The 22,336-nt window shown below is 42.2% G+C and carries 26 protein-coding genes; 17 read left to right on the top strand and 9 right to left on the bottom strand.

What is annotated here, in order from left to right; all coding sequences use genetic code 11:
* Position 1 precedes the first annotated feature (1 nt).
* From RE476_RS07795 to priS, 5 genes are read right to left on the bottom strand one after another with little or no spacing between them, the layout of a single operon-like run.
* Positions 2–802 carry a translation initiation factor IF-2 subunit alpha gene (locus tag RE476_RS07795; RefSeq protein ID WP_309307093.1) on the bottom strand — a complete coding sequence of 267 codons (801 nt, stop codon included), beginning with the start codon at positions 800–802 and terminating at the stop codon, positions 2–4.
* A 16-nt stretch (positions 803–818) separates the two neighbouring features.
* Entirely contained in the window at positions 819–995 is a 177-nt protein-coding gene (locus RE476_RS07790; RefSeq protein WP_015053158.1) for a 30S ribosomal protein S27e, read from the bottom strand.
* Between the two features lie 5 nt (positions 996–1,000).
* The gene (locus RE476_RS07785; protein ID WP_309307092.1) at positions 1,001–1,279 is read right to left on the bottom strand and encodes a 50S ribosomal protein L44e; all 279 of its coding nucleotides are present in this window, start codon (positions 1,277–1,279) and stop codon (positions 1,001–1,003) included.
* A 29-nt stretch (positions 1,280–1,308) separates the two neighbouring features.
* A complete protein-coding gene (locus RE476_RS07780) occupies positions 1,309–2,007 on the bottom strand; it encodes a hypothetical protein (protein ID WP_309307091.1) in 699 nt (232 codons plus the stop codon).
* Positions 1,994–3,169, bottom strand: coding sequence for a DNA primase catalytic subunit PriS (priS, locus tag RE476_RS07775; RefSeq protein WP_309307090.1), 1,176 nt, complete (start codon positions 3,167–3,169; stop codon positions 1,994–1,996). The genes RE476_RS07780 and priS overlap by 14 nt, the downstream gene beginning before the upstream one ends.
* Before the next feature lie 97 nt (positions 3,170–3,266).
* Here priS and rqcH point away from each other — a divergent pair, with 97 nt between their 5' ends.
* From rqcH to RE476_RS07760, 3 genes are all read left to right on the top strand, one after another.
* The gene (rqcH, locus tag RE476_RS07770; RefSeq protein ID WP_309307089.1) at positions 3,267–5,261 is read left to right on the top strand and encodes a ribosome rescue protein RqcH; all 1,995 of its coding nucleotides are present in this window, start codon (positions 3,267–3,269) and stop codon (positions 5,259–5,261) included.
* A 69-nt stretch (positions 5,262–5,330) separates the two neighbouring features.
* Complete coding sequence (locus RE476_RS07765; protein ID WP_309307088.1) at positions 5,331–6,371, top strand: mRNA surveillance protein pelota; 1,041 nt, start codon at positions 5,331–5,333, stop codon at positions 6,369–6,371.
* A 507-nt stretch (positions 6,372–6,878) separates the two neighbouring features.
* Positions 6,879–7,469 (top strand): acetate uptake transporter, encoded by a 591-nt coding sequence (locus tag RE476_RS07760; protein ID WP_309307087.1) that lies wholly within the window; start codon positions 6,879–6,881, stop codon positions 7,467–7,469.
* A gap of 92 nt (positions 7,470–7,561) precedes the next feature.
* Here RE476_RS07760 and RE476_RS07755 read toward each other — a convergent pair whose 3' ends face one another.
* Positions 7,562–8,434 (bottom strand): DNA integrity scanning protein DisA nucleotide-binding domain protein, encoded by an 873-nt coding sequence (locus tag RE476_RS07755; RefSeq protein ID WP_309307086.1) that lies wholly within the window; start codon positions 8,432–8,434, stop codon positions 7,562–7,564.
* A gap of 137 nt (positions 8,435–8,571) precedes the next feature.
* Here RE476_RS07755 and thpR point away from each other — a divergent pair, with 137 nt between their 5' ends.
* Complete coding sequence (thpR, locus tag RE476_RS07750; protein WP_309307085.1) at positions 8,572–9,114, top strand: RNA 2',3'-cyclic phosphodiesterase; 543 nt, start codon at positions 8,572–8,574, stop codon at positions 9,112–9,114.
* A 12-nt stretch (positions 9,115–9,126) separates the two neighbouring features.
* Here thpR and RE476_RS07745 read toward each other — a convergent pair whose 3' ends face one another.
* Positions 9,127–10,146, bottom strand: coding sequence for an FAD:protein FMN transferase (locus tag RE476_RS07745; RefSeq protein WP_309307084.1), 1,020 nt, complete (start codon positions 10,144–10,146; stop codon positions 9,127–9,129).
* Between the two features lie 106 nt (positions 10,147–10,252).
* Here RE476_RS07745 and RE476_RS07740 point away from each other — a divergent pair, with 106 nt between their 5' ends.
* The 11 genes from RE476_RS07740 (at position 10,253) to RE476_RS07690 (ending at position 19,033) form a co-directional block, all read left to right on the top strand.
* Complete coding sequence (locus RE476_RS07740; RefSeq protein WP_309307083.1) at positions 10,253–10,657, top strand: hypothetical protein; 405 nt, start codon at positions 10,253–10,255, stop codon at positions 10,655–10,657.
* Between the two features lie 13 nt (positions 10,658–10,670).
* A complete protein-coding gene (gene mmcA, locus RE476_RS07735) occupies positions 10,671–12,158 on the top strand; it encodes a methanogenesis multiheme c-type cytochrome (protein ID WP_309307082.1) in 1,488 nt (495 codons plus the stop codon).
* A gap of 12 nt (positions 12,159–12,170) precedes the next feature.
* The gene (gene rnfC, locus RE476_RS07730) at positions 12,171–13,517 is read left to right on the top strand and encodes an Rnf electron transport complex subunit RnfC (protein ID WP_309307081.1); all 1,347 of its coding nucleotides are present in this window, start codon (positions 12,171–12,173) and stop codon (positions 13,515–13,517) included.
* 1 nt (position 13,518) lies between these two features.
* Positions 13,519–14,535, top strand: coding sequence for an Rnf electron transport complex subunit RnfD (rnfD, locus tag RE476_RS07725; RefSeq protein WP_309307080.1), 1,017 nt, complete (start codon positions 13,519–13,521; stop codon positions 14,533–14,535).
* On the top strand, positions 14,528–15,100 hold the full coding sequence (gene rnfG / locus RE476_RS07720; RefSeq protein WP_309307079.1) for an Rnf electron transport complex subunit RnfG: 573 nt from the start codon (positions 14,528–14,530) through the stop codon (positions 15,098–15,100). Before rnfD ends, rnfG begins: the two co-directional genes overlap by 8 nt.
* Before the next feature lie 8 nt (positions 15,101–15,108).
* The gene (gene rnfE / locus RE476_RS07715; RefSeq protein ID WP_309307078.1) at positions 15,109–15,723 is read left to right on the top strand and encodes an Rnf electron transport complex subunit RnfE; all 615 of its coding nucleotides are present in this window, start codon (positions 15,109–15,111) and stop codon (positions 15,721–15,723) included.
* 1 nt (position 15,724) lies between these two features.
* On the top strand, positions 15,725–16,312 hold the full coding sequence (gene rnfA, locus RE476_RS07710; RefSeq protein WP_309307077.1) for an Rnf electron transport complex subunit RnfA: 588 nt from the start codon (positions 15,725–15,727) through the stop codon (positions 16,310–16,312).
* The gene (gene rnfB / locus RE476_RS07705) at positions 16,309–17,112 is read left to right on the top strand and encodes an Rnf electron transport complex subunit RnfB (protein ID WP_309307076.1); all 804 of its coding nucleotides are present in this window, start codon (positions 16,309–16,311) and stop codon (positions 17,110–17,112) included. The genes rnfA and rnfB overlap by 4 nt, the downstream gene beginning before the upstream one ends.
* A 4-nt stretch (positions 17,113–17,116) precedes the next feature.
* Entirely contained in the window at positions 17,117–17,449 is a 333-nt protein-coding gene (locus RE476_RS07700) for a DUF4870 domain-containing protein (protein ID WP_309307075.1), read from the top strand.
* A gap of 121 nt (positions 17,450–17,570) precedes the next feature.
* Positions 17,571–18,533, top strand: coding sequence for a replication factor C small subunit (locus tag RE476_RS07695; protein WP_309309578.1), 963 nt, complete (start codon positions 17,571–17,573; stop codon positions 18,531–18,533).
* Entirely contained in the window at positions 18,530–19,033 is a 504-nt protein-coding gene (locus tag RE476_RS07690; protein WP_309307074.1) for a COG2426 family protein, read from the top strand. Before RE476_RS07695 ends, RE476_RS07690 begins: the two co-directional genes overlap by 4 nt.
* A 50-nt stretch (positions 19,034–19,083) precedes the next feature.
* Here the strand turns inward: RE476_RS07690 and RE476_RS07685 are convergent, their stop codons facing one another.
* Both RE476_RS07685 and RE476_RS07680 read right to left on the bottom strand, forming a co-directional pair.
* Positions 19,084–19,296 (bottom strand): histone family protein, encoded by a 213-nt coding sequence (locus tag RE476_RS07685; protein WP_309307073.1) that lies wholly within the window; start codon positions 19,294–19,296, stop codon positions 19,084–19,086.
* Between the two features lie 154 nt (positions 19,297–19,450).
* The gene (locus RE476_RS07680) at positions 19,451–19,888 is read right to left on the bottom strand and encodes a flavodoxin domain-containing protein (protein WP_309307072.1); all 438 of its coding nucleotides are present in this window, start codon (positions 19,886–19,888) and stop codon (positions 19,451–19,453) included.
* 199 nt (positions 19,889–20,087) lie between these two features.
* On the opposite strand from RE476_RS07680, the gene RE476_RS07675 reads away from it, so the two are divergent.
* Both RE476_RS07675 and RE476_RS07670 read left to right on the top strand, forming a co-directional pair.
* Positions 20,088–21,395, top strand: a complete 1,308-nt coding sequence (locus tag RE476_RS07675; RefSeq protein WP_309307071.1) for a Single-stranded DNA binding protein — start codon at positions 20,088–20,090, stop codon at positions 21,393–21,395.
* A complete protein-coding gene (locus tag RE476_RS07670) occupies positions 21,395–22,273 on the top strand; it encodes an RPA family protein (protein WP_309307070.1) in 879 nt (292 codons plus the stop codon). Before RE476_RS07675 ends, RE476_RS07670 begins: the two co-directional genes overlap by 1 nt.
* Positions 22,274–22,336: the final 63 nt, after the last annotated feature.

Raw genomic sequence — 22,336 nt, 5'->3', positions numbered from 1 at the left:
CTCACGCCTTTACGGTATCGTTATGCCTGTGGAATTCGCCTTTTCCACCAAGCTTCTCAATAGTACTGATGGCTGCTGTTGCAGACTTCTTCAATACTGCTTCTGCCTTCTTATAGTCAGGGGCTATCACTTTTATACGATATCTTGGGGCACCGGTATAACTGATCTCCACTCTGATACCTTCTTCCTTGTCAACATCATTTCCGGCATTAAGTGCCTCTTTAATGATCTCGATTCCATCAGGTAGGTAGCAGTTGAGGTCGATGAATCCTGCAATGTCTACAAAAGGCAACTTGATGTTGCTCTGTGCGACACTGACGATACTTGAAACAAGTTTCTTCTTCATCTTTACTTCGTTGAAAGCATCCTCTGCGTTAATGGCTGCTTCTTCAAATGCGGAATAAAGACTGCCAAAGCTCTCCAGCAATTTGAGCTTTAACTTGTCCATCTCTTCTTCGTCGGTGCCGGTTTCCTCTGAAACGAACTGAAGCCACTTAAATGCCTTCTGTTCGTTCTTCCAGTCCTGTATCTTCGCACGTTTCTGATGCTCGTTGACATCCTTTAAGGACAGGTCAATGTGGCGGCGTGAAGGGTCTACATTCAACACTTTGCAGACTACTTTCTGACCTTCACGTACGTGGTCTCTTACGTATTTGACCCATCCGGCCTTGATCTCCGATATGTGGATAAAACCTTCCTTTCCATCGAATTCCTCAAGGGTAGTGTATGCACCGAAGTCTGTTACGCTCTTTACGGCACAAACAACAAAATCCCCGCTTTCGGGCCAAATGTTCTCATCCATTATAAATCACTTTTATCTACTCGAGTACTTCGAGTATGTGTGTTGTGATTGTTGACTTTCCACCGGTAGGTTCTGCGAGTGTTCTTCCACATACAAGGCATGTTACCTTGCGGCTTGCACTGCCGAATATTACCTGTTCGTTCTCACAATCATTACATTTTACACGTAAAAATCTGCTCTTTGGTTTGTTCATCTTAATCACTCCGCAAACTCGAATTTCTTAGCTCTAAAGCATGGTCTCTGGTGTGCCTTTTTACATTCTGAGCACCTGTATCTGAGCCATATTCTCTTTGTTGGTTTGTCTCCACCAGGCACCTTTGAGAATTTACCACTGTTTCCGATTCCGGTCTGGCGTTTCTTCTGTCTTTCGATGTGCGTCAGTGATGATGCTTTTCCCTTCTTTACTCTTTCCGCAACATGCTCTGTGTGTTTTTTGCATGAAGGGCAGTATGTTCTGAATCTCTTTGGAATCTTCATTATCTTCACCTTGATAAGTTAGATATTTTTTATAGGATTATTTGTGCCACATTCCGTTTGATCAGCCCTTTTGCATTCAGGGCAGGTAAAACGATAACGTCTTCGGCATGTAATGTATAATTGCGATTATCCATAGCCTTGAAAGTAGGCAGGTCCTCCAGTATTCGCACAACAACGAATTCTTTATTTATATTACTTTTGCCTATTTCATCCTTATTGTCTCTTTCATTCCCCGGACTGGCCGCTATCAACTGCTCGTCATCACGACGGTCAATTTGCACATTATCCTCTGGTTGATGGCTTACAGTCTCTTTTCCTACACCTGTCTTCACTCTGCTCTTGATCATCTGTGGTTCTAGTATCGGCTCGATCAGTTCCTTGCGAGCTGTGTTAATAGCCGAAAGCACAGCATCATATACTTTCCTCTCTTCAGGGAGCAGTTTGCTCAGATCCTGGGAAGGGGACTTGCTGGAAAATGCATTTGTTGTCGCACTGGTTATTATTTTCCTGATGCGGCGTATAAATATCACTTCAATATCTGTGATCGCACTCTGCAATTCAGTATCAAGCATCTTTGACTCAACGGAGCGTGGATTATTTACATTGAGTATTTCTTCTTCAAGCTCCTTCACGTATTTTTCCACATCCGGGAAAAAGCCCGGGTGCAGTGATTTAAGGGCTGAACTGCTTTCTTCCCTGAGCACGCTTTTGAGTTCAGTGTGATCCATATTCCGCTACACCTCTACACATAAGATATATTGCGGCATACTCCGGTACTTCCTGTATGCCTTCTTTGACCATGAGGTCCTTTCCTTTCATTTGCACAGCAAACGGTTTAATCACTTTTATTTTTACCGACTTATCGCTGAATACAATGGCATCATTCAAAGGTTCGAACTCTTCAAGTTCCTGTATTGTAAGAGCTGTGACCTTCATTCCGGATTTACCATGCAGTGACCCCGGAAGGCGTATCAGGCGCTTGATGTCTGCAGTAACTGGCTCGTCAACACATGCAGCCATCTGGGAAACGCCCTGCTTCACGATTGTCTCCAGTATTTCCTTCTTAATTCCGCCAAGTGCGTCCATTTTACCCTTTCTTAATGATGCCACACGGGCTTCATCCTGAAAGACCTCCACAAGATTCTCTGCAGTCTTTTTCCCTACTCCCTTGAATCCTGTAAGTATCTTAATAGCATTCTCGTCACTGGCCAGTGATGAAAGATATGATATGAGGTAGCGGTTGATTCTCCCGCCCCATCCTCCCTCATCCTCGGAAGGAAGTACTGCCATTTTAGCAGATTCAGCTCCTGCATCTCCGGTAATATCTCTTTTGGAGAATATTCTTTCCAGATTGAGACCCTTGGAACTTACATAATCAACAATCTCTCTTCTCTCGGGGCTTCCCAGTGAAAGCACAGATTCCTCACTGATGTGGAAGTGGTATCCTCTTCCCCCTGAAAAAACAGCATGTACCTGACTTTCGTTGAATCCAAAATCCTCGATGAGGAAGTCAAGAAGTTTCAACGTTTCTCTTTTGCCTTTTTCAAGCATGTCGGCATACGAGTTTATGTTGCCGGGCAGGTGATCGGAGTCAATATCAAATATAAGATCTGCTTTTAGCCAGTTCTTTTCCTTCATCTTTGGGGCACCGGGGTACTCGTAATATGCCACGGAGTAGTAAGCGTGTGCCGGGCCTATGCCTCTTAGGTAATCGTGGAGCTCGCCTTCAGAACCAAAGGCGCGATGTCTCTTCATGAAAGTATCCTGACCACTGGTAAACTCAATGAATCCCCATTCCCTTGATGTGAATTCAGGCGGCAGTCTTATGTCTGCCTGAGAATAGTAGTTCTGGAATGCAGATACTAAATATTGTCTTGTGCTCTCATTCATCTGATGTTTTTGTCTCCTCTCTGAGAATCATGATTTGCTATAAATCTATTTAATGCGTCATAAACCTTATAGTCACCATCTACATAATACTCCCCGCATGAAGAAGGAAATGACAAGTGCTGATGTAGCTACTCTTGCACTTGAGCTCAGCTCTGGTGAGACATCTATAATAGATGCAAAAATAGCTAAAATATATCAGCCTGCAGCTGATGAGATCAGGATAAATCTTTTTGTTTACAATAAGGGCAGGGATAATCTTGTTATTGAGGCCGGAAAGCGCGCCCATATGAGCCAGCACCTGCGGCCCAGTCCTAAACTTCCGCAGTCATTTCCGATGATGCTCAGAAAGCACATAATGGCCGGTCGTATCACATTTGTCAAGCAGTATGATTTTGACAGGATACTGGAGATCGGTATTGTGCGTGGTGGTGTGGATACAGTCCTCGTTGTTGAACTCTTCTCACCAGGTAACATCGTTCTTCTGGATTCCGAACGAAAGATCATTCTTCCAATGAAGCCCGTGTCCTTCAAAGGAAGAAAGATACGTAGTGGAGAGGTATATCAATACCCTGAAGCTCAGATAAGTCCGGTGGATGCGGGCGTAGAAGATCTTGAAAAAGCATTTTCCCTATCTGATGCTGATGTGGTGAGAACTATTGCTACCAGATTCAATCTTGGTGGCGTCCTTGCTGAAGAGGTCTGCTCAAGATCAGGTGTCAATAAAGGCGAGGCCGCAAAGGATATAGGCCATGATGGTATCGCAGCCATCGTTGCTTCATTAAGGGATGTATTCTCCCCTCTTCTGTCCGGGACCCTGGAACCATGTGTGGTCAAAAAAGATGTCAAAGGCGAGAAGCAGGCATTTGATGTGCTTCCCTTTGAGCTTGATATTTACAAGGAGTATGAAAAAGAGTCATTCCCTACATTCAATGCTGCTCTTGATGCATTCTTCGGGAAGATGGCTGCAGAATCCATTCAGGAAGAGGTAACTGCGGTTAAAAAAGAAAAAGTGGATGTTTTTGAACGCAGGCTGCATAAACAACAGGTTGCAATCGAGAAATTTGGGGAAGATGCCCAGAAACATACTCATGTGGCAGAAAAGATATATGCTTACTATGTTGAGATAGAGGAGATCCTCGCTGTCCTGGAGCAAGCTCGTACAAAGGGATATTCATGGGATGATATAAGGTCCATACTCAAAAAAGCAAAGGATTCGATACCTGCTGCTAAATGGATTGCAAGTATTGACTCTGCAGCAGGAAATATTGTCCTTGACCTTGATGGGACAAAAGCAACCATTGATATTAAACTGACCATTCCTCAGAATGCCCAGGTCTATTATGATAAAGCTAAAAAACTCACCAAGAAGAGAGAAGGTGCTCTGAAGGCCATAGAGGATACAAAACTTGCGATGCAAAAGAGGGAGAAAAAAGTATCCAATAAGCGTAAGGTCAATACGAAGAAATACTGGTATGAGCGTTACAGATGGTTCACTTCCTCAGATGATTTCCTTGTGATTGCCGGCAGGGATGCCGACAGCAATGAAGAGATCGTTAAAAAATACATGGAAAAGAGGGATATTGTTTTCCATACCCAGGTTCCGGGTGCTCCCATCACGGTTATCAAAACAGAAGGCAAAGAAGTGCCGGAGCAAACTCTTAATGAGGCTGCACAGTTTGTCATCTCATACTCAAGCGTATGGAAATCCGGTCAGTTCAGTGGTGATTGTTACTGGATAAAACCTGAACAGGTATCTAAGACGCCTGAATCCGGTGAGTATCTTAAGAAAGGTTCATTCGTTATTCGTGGTGAGCGAAATTATTTCAAGGATGTGCAGGTAGGTTCTGCTGTGGCTCTTCAACTCAAGGGGAACACCCGGGTTATAGGCGGTCCGTTGTCAGCTGTCAGTAAACATGGGGAGCATGTCGTTGAAGTTGTTCCGGGTAAGTTCAACCAGAATGATGTAGCGAAAAAGATATACAAAATATACGTTGATAAATTAAAGGATACCAATTTTGTAAAGCAGATCGCTTCCCCTGATAAGATTGCAATGGTGCTCCCTCCGGGAGAATCTGACATTAAGGGGCAGTGATTGCTTTATTTTCCTTATTTTATTGTGGATTATTGCGTTAATGGACTATAAAGATCGGAAGGTGTTATAATGAGGGTCAAAAAAAGAATTTTGAAGGGCAGAGAAGGTGAGATCACACTGGTTCCTGAAACATTGGATGACCTATGGCACCTGAAGTATATTATAGAGAAAGGTGATCTCGTCTTTGCTCTGACCAAGAGGAAAGCTGATGGAGTTGCTGATAAACTTCGACCGGAAAAGGTGGAGAAAAAGACAGTACGCCTCGGTGTTCGGGTAGAGGAGCTTGAGTTTCACAAATTCTCTAACCGCCTGAGAGTCCACGGTCCTATTGAGCACGGCATGGATGCCGGTCATTATCATACCTTTAATGTTGAAGAAGGTCTTGATCTTTCTATAATAAAGACATGGAAAAAAGACCAGCTTGAACGTATTAATGAAGCCGAAGCAAGCTCAAAACGTCCAAAAGTCGTGATTGTGGCTATCGAAGAAGGTGATGCGGATATTGGTCTTGTGCGTCATTATGGTATAGAGGTCTATTCTCATATCAATCAATCCTCGGGAAAGGGTGAAGGTACCCTGAGAAATGTCTTTTTCGAGGAGATTGCAGGGCAGCTCCTAACTGCGGCTTCGGAATCAGAAGCTATCGTTGTTGCAGGCCCTGGATTTACAAAGGAGGATTTCCTGAAATATATACAGTCCAAAGAGCCGGAACTGGCCTCAAGGGTCATTACTGAGGACACTTCTTCGATAGGTATGTCAGGTTTTCAGGAAGTATTGAGGCGCGGGGCAGTTGACAGGATAATGGAAGAGTCGAGAATTGCCCGTGAATCTCGTCTAATGGATGAGTTGCTGAAGCAAATAGCGATAGATGGCAAGGCCGCCTACGGTCTGGATGAGGTGAAAATAGCCCTGAATTATGGTTCTATCGAAACGCTCCTTGTGGCGGACGAGATGTTGCGGGTGGAACGTGAAAAGGGTAGCATCGACTCTTTTTTGCAGGAAGTAGAAAATGCTCAGGGGAAACTGGTAGTTTTCAGTACAATATTTGAACCCGGTCAAAAATTGCTTGCACTTGGTGGTATTGCAGCACTTCTGCGTTTCAAGATCTAGCTGATTCCTGTAATTTGCAGAATGCATTGTTTCCTGTATGTTATCGGAAGGCAAACATGTATTTCATCCTTGTTAATATACTTTTCGGAATGATTGTGGGTGGATTGTGCAAAGCATGCACAACACTCCTGCAGTTTATATATATATTTTTACTGTTATATGTTATTAACTTATATTAGGTTTTTTTTAGTGTTTTAGCCGTAAAACAGCTCTATATTAATTTTATATACACTTTAAAGCTCTATTGAGCGCCCAAATTAGAAACAAATGGCTTTCGTCTATTATCTTCTTTTGTAATAATCAAAAATGATATATACTTCTATTTCAAAGTCCTTATCTGGAGGTGAAAATGGTAACACTTGATGGAGGTAGCAAGCAGTTACGATATTCATTTAACTTGATGGAAAATTTTCTGGTATATTGATTTTGAGACCAGCAATAAACAATTATAACGTTGTTAGTATTGTTTAACAATTATATATATTTATATTAGGGAAGTGATAAACTATGGAAGGAGAAGTAACAATTAAAGATACAACTGGAAGCCCAGCACCATTAGGATTCCTTGGTCTTGGTTTCGCAGCTACATTCGCAGGACTTTTAAATATGGGCATGTTCTCAGACGCCACAATGGTAATTGCAATGGCAATAACCCTTGGTGGATTTGCTCAGTTATTCGCAGGCCTTGAACTCTGGAAGAAGGGTGACACCTTTGCTGCAACAGCATTCACTGCATTTGCACTCTGGTGGTTCTCATATGCATACATCTTATTGGTAACAAGCGTAGGTCTCTTCGGAAATGTAATGCCGGTAGATGCAACATTCGCAACCTCTCTTGCATGGTACCTCTTATTCTGGGGAATCATCGCAACACTGCTTACGTTCGTTACACTGGCAATCGGTGTAAAGCTCATAACAATAGTTTTCGTGTTCCTGGATCTGACATTCTTCACCCTTGCACTCGTAAACTTTGGTGTAGCAATTCTGCCAGTCGCAGCAATAATCACTCTTCTGCTCGGTCTTTCATCACTGTACCTCGGCATTGCTCTGGTAATGGATGAAGTCGGCAGCAAGCTAATCAAATTCCCTGTATTCTAAATTTAGAATCGGGAATGCGAAAAAAGTATAGGCAAAATTCATTGGATCGGCATTCTGGCCGATCTCTCTTTTTTATAATCTGTTTTTCAGTATTATTGAATACGAATGGCTCTTTCTGTGGATTCGATATGTAAAAGTTCCTTTCCATCCATGTATATATGAATAACTCCGCCAGATTCGGATATTGTTATCGCAATAGCAACCGTATCTCTTGTAATTGCTGCAGCTGATACATGTCGTCCTCCTAGGCCCTTTTCTACGGATATGTCTCTGGCATCAACATCCAGATATCTGCCAGCTGCTTCTACAGTTCCTTCTTCAGATATTACAAAAACACCATCTAACTGGGCGAACTCTTTGATGGATTCCCAGTTTTTTCTGTCAAGAATATCCGTATCTTCTTCTGCCTGTCCTGCATATGGGTTCAGGATCATTTGATGGGAACGTATCATGACTTCTTCAACATCTCCTATAATGAATGCTGTGCCAATCTGTTTTCCTTCGCGACCAGTGTTGGATATATCAAAAGCCACTTTCAAAACTGCACGCAGTATTTCGGCAGATATTCTTTCTTCACATTCCTTCAATATCTTCACGATGTGATTGTCAGCAAGATTGTGAACAACAATAGCATAGGAATCCTTACTTTCAACTATTCCTATCACTGTGCCATCTTCAATTTCTTCCATCATGAACTCAATAGCTGAGATATTTTCTACATGTTCTGTTTTTCCGGAAGCCTGCTGGTTTATTTTATCCATAATTTCCTTTGAGCGGTCTTCTTTTGTTTTACTGCTTGCCACGAGGTGGTCTATTAGTGTTTTTTGTTTACGGCTTGCAAAATAAACAGGTATGGATGTTTCTGGCCTTTCGAAATTAATATCTCCTGATATTATAATTGCAGTAGACTTCAGCTCTTCTGCAAGCCTTATAGCAGCGTTGACAACTACTTCTGTACTGTCCAAATTATCCCCTCTGATTATATCAACGATATAAATAATAAATCATAATATATTACACATTCTTACTTTATAAATAAAACCTGTTCTTTAGCGTTATTAATTTATGCCCCCAATATAAATCATAATTGGTGATAGGTTTGGTGAGAACTTTTGTTGCGGTTGACCTTCCTGTGGAGTTACATGATAAAATTGCCGATATCCAGTCAAAGTTCAGTGATTTCAAGTTCAAATTTGTGGATTCGCATATAGTACATATTACGATGAAGTTTCTAGGCGATATTCCTGATGATAAGATTCCTGATATTTCAAAAGCTCTTGATTCGGTAAAATGTGAACCTTTCGAAGCACATGTTAAAGGGCTTGGTGTATTTCCAAAGCCAAAGTTCGCCAAGGTTCTGTGGTTGGGGTGTGATGGAAATTTTGACAAACTATATGATTTAATTAACAGCTCGCTTTCTTCCTTTGACTTTGAACATAATATCCATCGTTTTAGTGCCCATGCAACACTTGCCAGGGTTAAGTACCTGCCAAATAAGAAGAAAGAAGAGTTTCTGAAGTTGCTTGAGGAACTGGCAGATGTGGATATAGGAACAATGCAAGTCGATGCATTTAAGTTGAAAAAGAGCACGCTGACTCCCCATGGTCCCGTTTATGAGACTCTGCATGAAGTCAGCCTAAAATGATTATGTGGTTCTTTAATTCATCTCATAACCGGAAAAACCACTGGAGCGTATGATCCTCTTATCTGTTGTAATCAGAAGACATTCCACTCCATCAACATCCTCTATCATATCCATGCCATCTTTTTCTCCAAGTATGAATACTGCTGTAGCAAATGCATCAGCATCCATCGCAGAAGTAGCTATTATGGTTGAACTGATGAGGTTCTGGGAGGGGTAACCTGTTCGGGGATCTGCAATGTGTGATACTCTTGCAGTATCATTGAAATATCGCTCGTAGTTACCGCTTGTGGCAACAGCCATATTTTCAACATTTATAATAGTCACTGCATCTTCGCTTTTTTCCGGATTCTGCAATCCGACTCTCCACTGGGTGCCATCTGGTTTAGTGCCAATGTATCTTCCATCGCCACCGGCATTAACAAAACCTGAATCTATGCCATCATCAATCATTGATTCTATTGCAAGGTCTACAGCATACCCTTTTGCAACTCCTCCAAGAGTGATTTTCATGTCATTTCCAAGAGTGATGTTGTTCCCTTCTAACATTACAGCAGAGTAATTCACCAGTATAAGTGTTTCATTGATCTCCTCAGGCGTTGGTTCTTCGTAAGTTCCTCCAGGGCTATACTTGCTTGCCCACAGGTCAAGAACGGGCTGTATGGATATGTCAAAAGCTCCTCCGCTCACTTCGGAGTAATATCTTGATCTATTAATCACGTAGACAAGTTCGTAGTCTACATCGCGAACGCTTCCTTCTTCATTAAGTATACTGAGTTCACTCTTATTGTCGTAGTTGTTCATAATTCTGTCAACATAGTACATTCTATCAAAAGCACGCTCAATAACTTCTGAGGCATGTGTTTCGTTGGAATCTATAACTGATATTGTGACAGTTGTATCCATCAGGCTTCTGGTTTGTGAGTAACTTACCTGTTCGACGGTTATGTCTGTATTCTGATCATATGCATAATTTATCATGAATAATACTGTGAAAATCGCTATCAGTCCAATGGCAACAGTTTTATACCTCATGCAGTATGAAAAGAGATAATTAATATTAAACTTATGTACCGCGGTAAAGAAGGAAACGAATTTCCTTCTTTTGTAGTTATTATATTCATCTGAAGGAAGTAATAGAATGAGCAATCCCAGCACAGGATCAGGTACGGGAACCAGTTCAAGCAAGGATAAGTATCTTGTTGTCGCCCTTCATCAGTTAATGGAAGAATACGGTTGGAGAGGTATAGAGAAACACTTCGGTTTTGTAAAACATCACATAATTTACGTGAAACCAGGTTCTTCTCTTGATAAAATTGAACTTAAAGCTAATGTACTTGGTAATCACATGGATGTGGACTTTTTAGGAATAACTCCACAAAAAGGTCTTCTTGATAAAGTCTTTGACTTTAATGTACGTGTAGTGCGCAAGTCATTCGAGATTAGTAAATACGTCTCAAATGACATGAAAATAACAAATGAGCAAAGTTTGAGAAACAGTATTATAGTTGTGATCAAACAGCTCGAGGAAGTTGCAGAGAAATAAGGGCGAGGTAAGCATGGCAAAATTAAATGTAATTCTGGTTGGAATCCTCGTCGTGATGTTCGCTGCAGCCGGTGTGTATGCTTTTGTTGGTTACAGTGGCAATGAAGCACTCTCTACCCATTACATGACAGAACAGAAATGGTCTGACAATTCATGTAGCGGTTGTCATGTAGGTGTGTACGAGGAAGTTTCCGAATCATATCACGTAGAACAGGACTTAAAGAAATGGTCCTCTATCATGGAATATGGTGTTGATATTGACAGTATTGATGTTGACACCATGGCTGTAACCTATGGACAGGTACATCCTGGTGGCGGTTACATGGCAGACTATGGGGTTGACATTGACTGTATGATCTGTCACGAGCAGGTTGGGGGATATGACTTTGAGGCACGTGCAGAAAGCATAGCATCAGGTGATTTCACAAATGCAAACGAAGCTGCGATCGAAGAATCCAGAGCAGAGTTGCAGAAAGAACCCCTCTATGTAGCAAGTTATGTCCTTGATGTTCTGGCACCTCTTCCTCTTGTGACTGAAATCCATGATGAGGTCAACGGTGCACCAGGCAAGGCACTCTGTGGAAGCAACTGTCACACAGGCGATGTTGCAACAACTGCTGTAGCATGGACACTTGAAGATTCCGCTTCCTATGATGTTCACGATTCTGTAGGCTGTCAGGAATGCCACGAAACTGAGGAACACCAGATAGGTGGAAGGGCGTATCTGTTCGAGTCCGAATCAATTCATGAAGCACAGAGCGGTGTATTGGACTGTGATTCATCAGGATGTCACGAAGATATATCACACGGTGCGCTGGTTGACGGTCACCTTGAGGCTGTAAGCTGTGAAACATGTCACATCCCGGCGCTTCCGGGCAGTGATGCAACCGGAACTCCTGTGTTAAAGTCATTTAGCTGGGCAAACGGTGTTCGCGAGGATGTTGTATATGACTCAGAGTTCACTCCAACAGTATCCTGGTCATCAGGTGTTTATTATGATGCCTTGCCAACAGTTCAGGAACAGACCGAGAGCTCCCTGCTAAAACCATTCAATGTGATTACAGGTATCTGGTGGGACGCAGGAATCGATGCGGAAGTTCTTGCAGATCCGGATAATAGCTCATCTATAGGTAACCCAATAGCTCCTGCTAAAGTATTGAATGCAGATGCGGATGCAGATGGTGTTGTCACAGAAGATGAGATTACATCATATGATGGTAATGCGGACGGAACCCCGGATTATCCGAATGCAGTTCTGAGGCACGTTGAGATGTATTACCAGGTAAGTCATAACATTGCAAGTTCAAGTGTAGGTCTTGATGACCCTCTTGTTTGTGCAGACTGCCACGGTACAACTGCAACAGCTATCAACTGGACAGCTCTGGGATATGAGAAGGATCCGGCAGCAACTGATCCGGCAACCGATTTCTCCACAAAGACAATAGAAGTAACAATCCCGGGTGCAAAGCCTACTGAGGTAGAAAGGGAACCTGCATTCTAAGGAGTTGGTAATGTGGAAATCAAAACATTGGATAAATTACCGGAAAAAATAATAATTCCACTAAGGCAGCACAGGGGTGCTGTCTGTGAACCCCTTGTGAAGAAGGGCGACAGGGTTCTTATCGGTCAGAAAATAGGCGAAAGCAAGGAATACTACTCATCTGCAGTCCATTCAAGTGTCTGTGGTGAGGTTCTTGCTATTGAAGAGGCTGCTCATCCGGATGGTAACAAGGCAATGAGTATTGTCATCCAGCCTGAAGACAGCAATGAGGCTGTTGAATTTTCTCCATGTAAGGATCTCAAACCAGAGAAACTTGTGGAACTCATAAAGGAATCGGGTATTGTGGAGCATTACGGAATGCCTACACATACCGTTCTCAAGCCAAAGGGCAAGAAAATCGACACAGTACTTATCAATGCGACATCATCCGAATGGATCGGTGGAACTTTCAAGACTCCCAAGGAATATGCATCTCATGTAATGGATGCCCTCAAGCTGCTCATGAAAACAGCAGGTGCAAAAAAGGGAGCTATTGTGTTGAGGACTGATGATAAAGAGTCTATTAATGCTTTTGAAGGCATTGAAGTTGACAAGAAAAAGCTGAGAGTTGCTCCACTGGTTGGCGGTCGTAAGATTGGCTATTATTTCAAGGAGCAGAACTCAGACATAGTCGTCCTGTCACAAAAACGCATTTACGGCAAAAAGATTCTCAACTTCTTCACTTATAATGTAACAGGAAGGAAGGTAAATGTCGGCTGTGATCCTACGGATGTGGGAGTTGCAGTATGCGGCATTAAATCTGCAAAGGCTTTTTATGATGCTGTTCATGAGGGCAAGCCCTACTATGAAACAGTTGTTTCTATAGAAGGTGTTTCTGATCGCATGGAATACCTCATTGTCAGGATAGGCACACCATTCAAAGATGTTATCGATTCTTATGGATACACTGGTGACATCGGTAAGATAATCGCAAACGGTGTAAGAACTGGTGTAGCCCAGTATACTGACCAGGTCCCTGTAACAAAAGGAACCACAAGGATATCCCTGCAGAAGCCAGAAGAGATAATTAGGGATGAGTCTATCGAATGTATCCATTGTGCACGCTGTGTGGATGTTTGTCCGGTTGAACTGATCCCAAGTCGCCTTGCTGTCATGGCAGACCAGGGTCGCTTTGATGAATGCAGGCAAATATACATTGAAAACTGTATCGAATGTGGTGACTGTGCAGCGGTCTGTCCTTCAAAGATACACATATTACAGCTTATCAGATATGCAAAAGATGCTATAGAGATGGCCTATGAGGATCTGCCTTCAAAGGAATCATCCAATCTGAAACTTGGTTGCTGTGGAGGTGAGTAAAATGACCTATACTATTTCAGCCCCCCCTCATAAGAAAACAAAACTTGACTTCAGGTCATTGAATATAAGCAAAATAATCGCTTTGCTTCCATTGTGTCTTGCGGCGATATACTTCTTTGGTGTTCCAGCTCTTGGAATACTCATTGCATGTGTAGTAGCCGCTGTAGTAACTGAATTTGGTATTCAGACAATGTTCAAGCAGAAAGTAACGATTGCAGATGGACATGCAGCCCTGACAGGACTTGTACTTGCGCTCCTAATCCCAGCGTCCGCTCCTCTATGGGTTGCTGTTTTTGCTGGTTTCTTTGCGATTGCCATTGGAAAACATGTTTTTGGTGGCATTGGTTCTTACATATTTAACCCCGCCCTGGTGGCTTGGGTCTTTACCAGAAGTGCCTGGACTTCCTACATGACTCCTTTATCTATTCCTCATGTCGGCCAGTTCTCTGATTTTATACTTGAGAACGGTGCAGGTCTTATGGTGGATGTTTCTCCTATATTGCTGGTAGGCGGCCTATATCTCATATACAAGAGATATATTGACTGGAGGATTCCTCTTGCATTCTTTGCAACAATGATTGTGTTGCCACAGACACTATTATTCATCTCTGGTGTGGCTGCTCTTGTTCATGAAGGTGTACTGAATCCTTTAATGTACATGTCACAGTTTTTCACCTTCCTGGAGATGAGTCCGGAATTGCCATATGAAATGATAGGAATAGTTTTCTTTGGAATTCTTTTCATTGCTACTGACACATCAACATCCCCGGTTACAAAGAAAGGACGCATAATATACGGTATTACATGTGGTGTACTCGTTTTCATCTATGGACACTTTGGGAACTTCGTTGATGGAACATTATATGGTATCTTCCTTGCAAACTGTGTTGCTTCATTCATTGAAATAAACACAATGCCTGCATCATTCGGAACCAAAACACTTCCTCAGAAGGTGTATAGGGGTGTAATGGATAAGATTCCTGCATCACTTAAATTCGAGGTGATGAACAATGAGTGAATCCAACAAAGATACGATAATGATTGTAGGGAAAATTGTAATTATATCAGTCGTAGCGGCTCTCTTGCTTGGTATCACCTATGTTCCTACAAGTGCGCAGCTTAAGATAAATGAGGAAAATGCCCGAACATCAATTCTGGGAGAGCTTATTCCGGAAGCTAACAATAACTTCGAACCGATTGAAGGCGACGTTGTTGATGAAGATGGTAACAGGGAAGTCCTTTACTATCGTGCAAAGGACGCTTCAGGTAATATCATAGGATATGCTTTCTTTAAGCAACAGGCAGGTGCCCAGGGACCGATCGTTGTAGCAGGTGGTGTAGATTCCACATTTTCAACTCTCCGCGGGATGAGTGTGTTGAGTCATGAAGAAACACCTGGTCTGGGTGCAAAGATTGTAGAAGCCAATTTCCAGAGCCAGTTCGCTGATCTTCCAATCGCCTCATTGGGCCTTAGCAGTTCTGGAGGATCAATTGATGCGATAACAGGTGCGACAATATCCTCAAAGGCAGTGGTAGATGCTCTTAATTCCAAGATAAGTGAAATAGAAGAGGCAGAGGAGTAGTGGTATTAATGGACCCATTAAGTGAATATATTCGTGGTATTACAAGAGACAACCCGATTTTCGGACTTGTTCTGGGCCTCTGCCCTACGCTGGCAGTGACTACATCAGTCGAAAATGCGATCGGTATGTCTGCAGGCACTGCATTTGTGCTTATATGTTCTAACATTTTCGTTTCAGCCCTGAGGAAACAGATTCCCTCAGCTGTAAGACTTCCAATATTCATTATCATCATAGCGACCTTTGTGTCAATAGTCAAGATGATAATGCAGGCGTATTTCCCTCCAATGTATGCGGCGTTAGGTGTGTTTATTCCGCTGATTGTGGTAAACTGTATCATCATCGGCCGTGCGGAGGCATATGCCAATAAGAACAATGTGTTCTATTCTTTCATAGATGGTCTCGGTATCTCAACAGGTTTCCTGTTGGTTTTGATGCTCATCGGTGGTATAAGGGAACTCCTTGGTACTGGACAGATAGTAACGTTCGATTACACTTTGATCACTTTACCTATCAACCCATCCATTACAACAATGATCCTTCCTCCGGGAGCATTCCTGACAATAGGATCTTTAATGGCAATCGTAAACTATCAGAGAGCAAAGAAGAGAGCAAAGGGTGGTTAAAATGGTGGAAAAAGCATTATTCGCTATCTTTATGGATGGTATTTTCATCAAGAACTTCCTGCTTATCCAGTTCCTTGGACTCTGCTCTTTTGTAGGTGTTACCAAGGATGTCAAGAGTGCTGCAGGAATGTCAGGAGCCGTGGTCTTCGTTATGGCAATGGCATCTACGGTGTCATATTTGCTCTATACATATATTCTGGTGCCTACAAATATGCAATTCCTTGACCTTATCAGCTTCATTGTTGTGATTGCAGCACTTGTACAGCTGGTAGAGTTCGTTGTCAGGAAGAACATACCTTCTCTTTACCGGTCACTTGGTATTTACTTGCCATTGATCACAACGAACTGTGCAGTATTAGGTGCTGTATTACTTAATGAGAATGCAGGCTACAACTTTGCACAGAGTGTTGTTTTCGGTACTTCAGCAGGTCTTGGATATACCATCGTCATGTTGATGATGTCTGCTATCAGGGAACGCTCAACATTCGTTAATGTTCCTTCATCTATCCGCGGACTTCCTCAGGCATTCTTCATCGCACTGATGCTTTCTATGGCTTTTGTTAATTACTTCTGGGTGATTCCAATATGAGCGTATCATTTAGCACTTTACTTATAGAGGCAGTGGCAATCCTCGGAGGTCTTGGACTGGTTGTTGGTGTCATGCTTGTTGTGGCAGCAAAGAAATTTAAGGTAGATACTAATCCGCTAGTTGATGAAATAGTGGAAGTACTCCCTGGGGCTAACTGTGGTGCCTGTGGTTATGCGGGCTGTGCTGACTTTGCAGAACGTGTGGTAAATGAAGGTGCACCTCTCAATGGTTGTCCTGTCGGTGGCTTTGAAGTCGCCAAGGAGATTGGTGGCATACTCGGTCAGGAAGTTGCCGAAGGTGAATCACAGTATCCTTTCGTCAGGTGCAACGGCGGTCTCAATTGTGTTGACCGTTTTGAGTACGTGGGCTTTGAGGACTGTAAGGCTGTCATGTTGCTCTCTGACGGGGAAAAAGGTTGTAACTACGGATGCATGGGCAGGGGAACCTGTGTACGTGCATGTCCGTTTGATGCACTTTCCATAGGAGCGGACCGTCTACCTCATGTTAACCAGAATCTGTGTACAAGCTGTGGCCTATGTATTGCCTCATGTCCAAATGACATACTGGTGTTTGCAAAGGAATCCGAAAAAGTGCATGTACTCTGTATGTCACATGATAAAGGAAAGGCTGTTAAGGAGTCCTGTACTGTTGGTTGCATCGGCTGTAAGATATGTGAAAAGAATTGCCCAGAAGAGGCTATAACTGTCACTAACTTCCTTGCACAGATCGATCAGGACAAATGTACAGCATGTGGAATATGTGTTGAAAAATGTCCGCAGAATACAATTTCTATCAGGTGATCATATGACATATAAGACAAAGATAGGCCTGGACGAGAACATCGTAGCAGCACTTAGCTATGCAGGTTTCTGGATCACAGGGATAATCTTCCTGCTAATAGAGCCTGACAACAAGTTTGTCAGGTTCCATGCAATGCAGTCATTGCTGATATTCCTCCCTCTTTCATTATTGATCTTTTTAGTGGGATGGGTGCCGGTAGTTGGCTGGATAATAGCTGATTTCCTTGGATTCGGTGCACTCTTTTTAATACTGATATTTGTAATAATAGCATACAGGGGCGCTTTATTAAAGGTTCCTGTCGTGGGCACTTACGCTTACAAGCTGATATATCAGTGAACTCTATACAGGAAATGCCTTATCTGGCATTAAATCCTGTATCTTTTTTATTTACGAAAACTTAAAAAACTACATCTTCCTATTATTGCTGGAATGTACACTTTTATGCGGAGGGTTTGAAATTAAAGAAGAGATATGGATTGAAAAGTATAGGCCCTTTAAGCTCGATGATGTGGTCGGCCAGAAAGAGACTGTAGAAAGGCTCAAATCGTACATAAAAACGAGAAACCTTCCACATCTTCTTTTCTCAGGTCCTCCGGGAGTTGGAAAAACAGCAACTTCCGTATCTATTGCACGTGAGCTTTTTGGAGATTCATGGCGTGAAAACTTCACGGAACTCAATGCTTCCGATGAGCGAGGTATAGATGTTGTCAGGACAAAGATCAAGAACTTTGCAAAAACAACTCCTATCGGCGGTGCAGATTTCAAGATAATTTTCCTTGATGAAGCTGATGCACTTACGTCAGATGCCCAGTCAGCTCTCAGGCGTACAATGGAACGTTATACTAATAACTGTCGTTTCATTCTTTCATGTAATTACTCATCCAAAATAATCGAACCTATCCAGTCCAGGTGTGCTGTTTACAGGTTCCGTCCACTTGCAGATGAAGCGGTTGCTGAAAGGGTCCGTTTTGTAGCGCAGAATGAAGGCCTGGATATAGCAGACGATGGTGTGGATGCGATCAAGTATGTTGCCCAGGGTGATATGAGAAAGGCAATTAATGCCCTTCAGGCAGCAGCTTTGGTAGAGGATACCATTCATAAGGATGCAATATACAAGATTACAGCAACAGCCCGTCCTGAGCAGGTCCGTGAACTTATAAATACCGCATTGGCTGGTAATTTCAGTGCTGCCAGAAAACACCTTGATACTCTTCTGCTTGAGCAGGGTCTTTCAGGTGAGGATGTGGTCGGGCAGATATACCGTGCTATCTTTGAGATAGAGCTTCCTGAGAAAAGGATGGTTGAACTGATAGATGTCATTGGTGAGATCGACTTCAGGTTAACAGAAGGTGCAAATGAGAGAATACAGCTTGAATCCCTGCTGGCACACTTTGCACTGTCAGGAAAGGAATATCGGTGAGTCTTGAAGCAGTGGTGCTGGAGTTACTTTCTTCAGTACCTCACTGGCTTGCAACAGTGATCATTGGTGCCCTTCCAATCTTTGAGCTAAGGGGCGCTATCCCCATTGCTCTGGGGATATATGATATGAATCCCATTGCTGCGTATTTGTTTGCAGTGTTGGGTAACATGATACCGGTGGTTCCGTTACTTCTTTATCTTGATCCCGTTTCAAAGTATCTCCGCAGGTATGCTATATTTGATAGCTTCTTCTCATGGTTATTTGGCAGAACTCAGCGAAATCATTCTGCCAGGTTTGAAAAGTACGGTACTCTTGCATTAACGATATTCGTGGCAATCCCGCTGCCTGTTACAGGTGCATGGACCGGATGTGCAGCAGCATTTGTTTTTGGGATCAAGTTCAGGCATGCAATTATTGCGATACTTGCAGGTGTGCTTATAGCCGGATTGATAGTCAGTGTTGTCACATTGACAGGAATAGGTCTTTTAGACCTTATCTGATGCCTTCAAAGCATCATTGAAAATGTAAAAAGAAATAAAAAAAATGGGTATTACTTACCCAGCATATCTTTTGCGAGCTTGATATCTTCAGCTTTTACAGTCTTTCTGCCAGCATGCTCTGCGAGTTTGATAGCTTCTCTGGATATTTCAAGTCCGAATTCTTCAAGTATCTCGGTAAGTGCCATTCCAGCTGATTCACTAACTCTTTGTGCTCCTGCGTTTCTTATAACTCTCTCAATAGGTGCAAATGGTATAATTGTCATAAATATCCTCTTATGTGTCTTATATTTAAAATTTACTTTAATTCCACCTGTTAATTAGCAAAATAAACTATAAATAGTTTATTAATGCAATTTCAACGTGAAATTAATGCAATTTGCCTTATCAGGAGTATTTTATCAGACTATTTGATTTTTATTATTCTTTCTTTTTCATCTTCTTTGCCAGGTCCTTTCCAAGTCTCATACATTCTGCCAGGTCTTTTTCATTTGGTACATACTGAATTCTCAGTACCGGGTCTATGACATCTACTCCTGCTTTCCTTAGTTTCTCCGCTATCATCACAGGAGCTTCTCCACTCCATCCATAAGAGCCAAAAGCAGCACCAATCTTTCCTTCAATACCTATTTCTATGAGTTTGTCTATGAATTTGGCAATTGGCTCAAGCATTGTATAATAGAACGTTGAAGAACCAATACAAATAGCATCATACTTGCTTATGTCTGCCGGATCCCATTCATAAAAATTATCTATATCAACATCTACATGCTTTTCACGTGCACCCTTTGCAATAGCCTCTGCCATCATTTTTGTGCTTCCCTGTGTACTAAGGTATATGATTGCAAGTTTTGACATTTTCCATACTCCCCATTTATTTGTATTCTATTATCGGCTTTTATAAAGATTCAAAATAATTCATTTAAGAATATGCAGTTTGCTTATTATTAAACATTTCCAGTATTTGATGGCAAGAGCCAATATCTTTACAAAAAGGTTATCTTTATTGCCAATCAGGAAATACAATATTACCTACCTCAAATAACGGAGATTCCATATGGACGAAAAAATCGCGCCGCATATCGACGAATTAACCATGGCGCTTGGAAATATTAGTAAAGAGGAAATTAGTAAGGAACTGGAAAAGCTTCTTAAATATCGTGTTCCTCTTGATGAAGCGAAAAGAATATTAAAATCCAAATATGCAGCAGTTTCATCTAATTCTGTGAAGGTAAGAGACCTTTCTCCGGGATTGAATGGAATTGACATCAAGGGCCGTATTATTGATATAGTTGAAAAAACAGTGTCAATACAGGGCGAGAAAAAGACTATATTCTCAGGAACCCTGGGAGATGGTACTGGTATTTGTTCTTTCACATGCTGGGATGACATGTCCTTAAAGTCCGGGGATGCTATTTCTATCAGAAATGCGTATACCCGTTTATGGAATAACCGTCCGGAGCTGTATTTTGGTAAAAGGTGTACAATCTCATATTTGCAGGACGATGAGCTTCCTGATATTGAGCAAATGTCACATTCCAATCTCAAGAAACTGGATGAGATTGTTCCTGCTGATGTACTTGCAAGTTCTTTGGTACTGATAGTTGAGATGTATCACAGGGAGATCATGCTAAAAGGAGAGGAAGTGACTGTTGTGGAAGGTGTCATAGCAGACGAGACTGCCAAACTCCCCTTCACAGCATGGGTCCCGCTGGGAACTCTTGACATAGGTAATTATATCCGTTTTGAAGGCGCAGCTGTAAGAATATTCAGAGGTTTGCCATCTATTAATTTCAATGAGACTACTTCTATTGAACCGGTGGAATCTACTGAGGATCTGCCATTTACCCTTGAATCTGTAAACAGGTCAAGTTCACCTTTAGCTATTGAACAGGTTCTTGAAAAAGAAGGTATGTTTGATGTAACTGTCAGGGGGAATATAATTTCCATCAGGCCAGGCTCCGGTCTTATCGAAAGATGTCCTGCATGTAATCGCGTCACACAGAAATCCGTATGTCGTTCCCATGGGGAAGTGGAATGCCTGATGGATATGCGTATAAAAGCAATTCTCGATGATGGTACGGGTGCCGTTCACTTGATGCTTAACCGTGAACTTTCCGAAGCCATTTATGGAAAAAGCATGTATGATGCGGAAAAAATGGCTCAGATCTCAATGGCCAGTGATTCGGTATTTGAGGATATGAGAAAGGTACTGACCGGCAAATATCTTGCAGCCCGCGGTAATTCTTCAAAGAACGAATTTGGTGTATCACTGGTAGCCAGATCAGTCTGGGCCCCGGAGAATGACCTTCAGGAACGTATGGATCAGCTTCTGGAAAAGATTGGTAACGGATGTGGTGAGTGATGGTTGAGAGAGAAGTAGCACACAGAATGTTCGCACAGGAATTCAACGACTCCCGTTTTAATTTATATTCAAATTCCTCTTTACCGGGAAATCAGGAAGTATATTCTCCGAATTTCCTCATAAGTCCCACAGGGCTTAAAGTTAACCGGGTATTTGTAGTAGGTGTAATCACGGAAGTAGACCGTCTCTCTGACCAGAACGGGAGTGAAAAAGAACTATGGAGGGCGCGTATATCTGATCCAACAGGGGCTTTTACAGTCTATGCTGGTAGTTATCAGCCGGAAGCTTCTGTTTTTCTATCAACTGTCAGTGTTCCTTCATATGTAATGGTACTTGGCAAAGTCCGTTCCTATGAGCCGGGGGATGGTTCTGTTTATGTATCCCTGCGTCCGGAGGAAATCAACTATGTTGATGAGTCAGTACGTGACAGGTGGATAGTGGACACTGCGGAAATGACTCTTGAGCGTCTGGATGCATTTGACAGATTTTTCTCTTCAAGCATCGGAACAGAAAAACTGATGGACAGGATAAAATCATGTAATATTCCGCAGACACTTGCAAGTGGTATGTGTCTTTCATTGGATTATTATCACAAGGATAAGGAATACTATGATTCTCTAAAGTGTGTTCTCAAAAAAGCTCTTTGTTCTATAGGTGCATCACTTGATAACCCGGAGGATGAGCCGGATTATGAATCAATCGTTCAGTCCATTCTTGAAACTCTAGATGATGGCGGTGGTTTTGATTATTCGAAATATATTGGGGAAGCAGTTTCTCAAAAGATACCGCAAAGCATTGCAGATTCAACATTAAAGTCTTTATTGTCAAAAGGGCATATTTATGAACCCAAAGCAGGTCTTTTCAAGGTAATCCACTGAAGGTGGCTATTTATTTACTAAAAGTGTTTCTACATGGCGATATACTTAAATATGCAAAAATGT

Source organism: Methanolobus mangrovi (assembly GCF_031312535.1).
Classification (GTDB): Archaea; Halobacteriota; Methanosarcinia; order Methanosarcinales; family Methanosarcinaceae; genus Methanolobus; species Methanolobus mangrovi.
The sequence above is the reverse complement of the archived record's forward strand: the minus strand, read 5'-3'. Positions and strand labels throughout refer to the sequence as shown.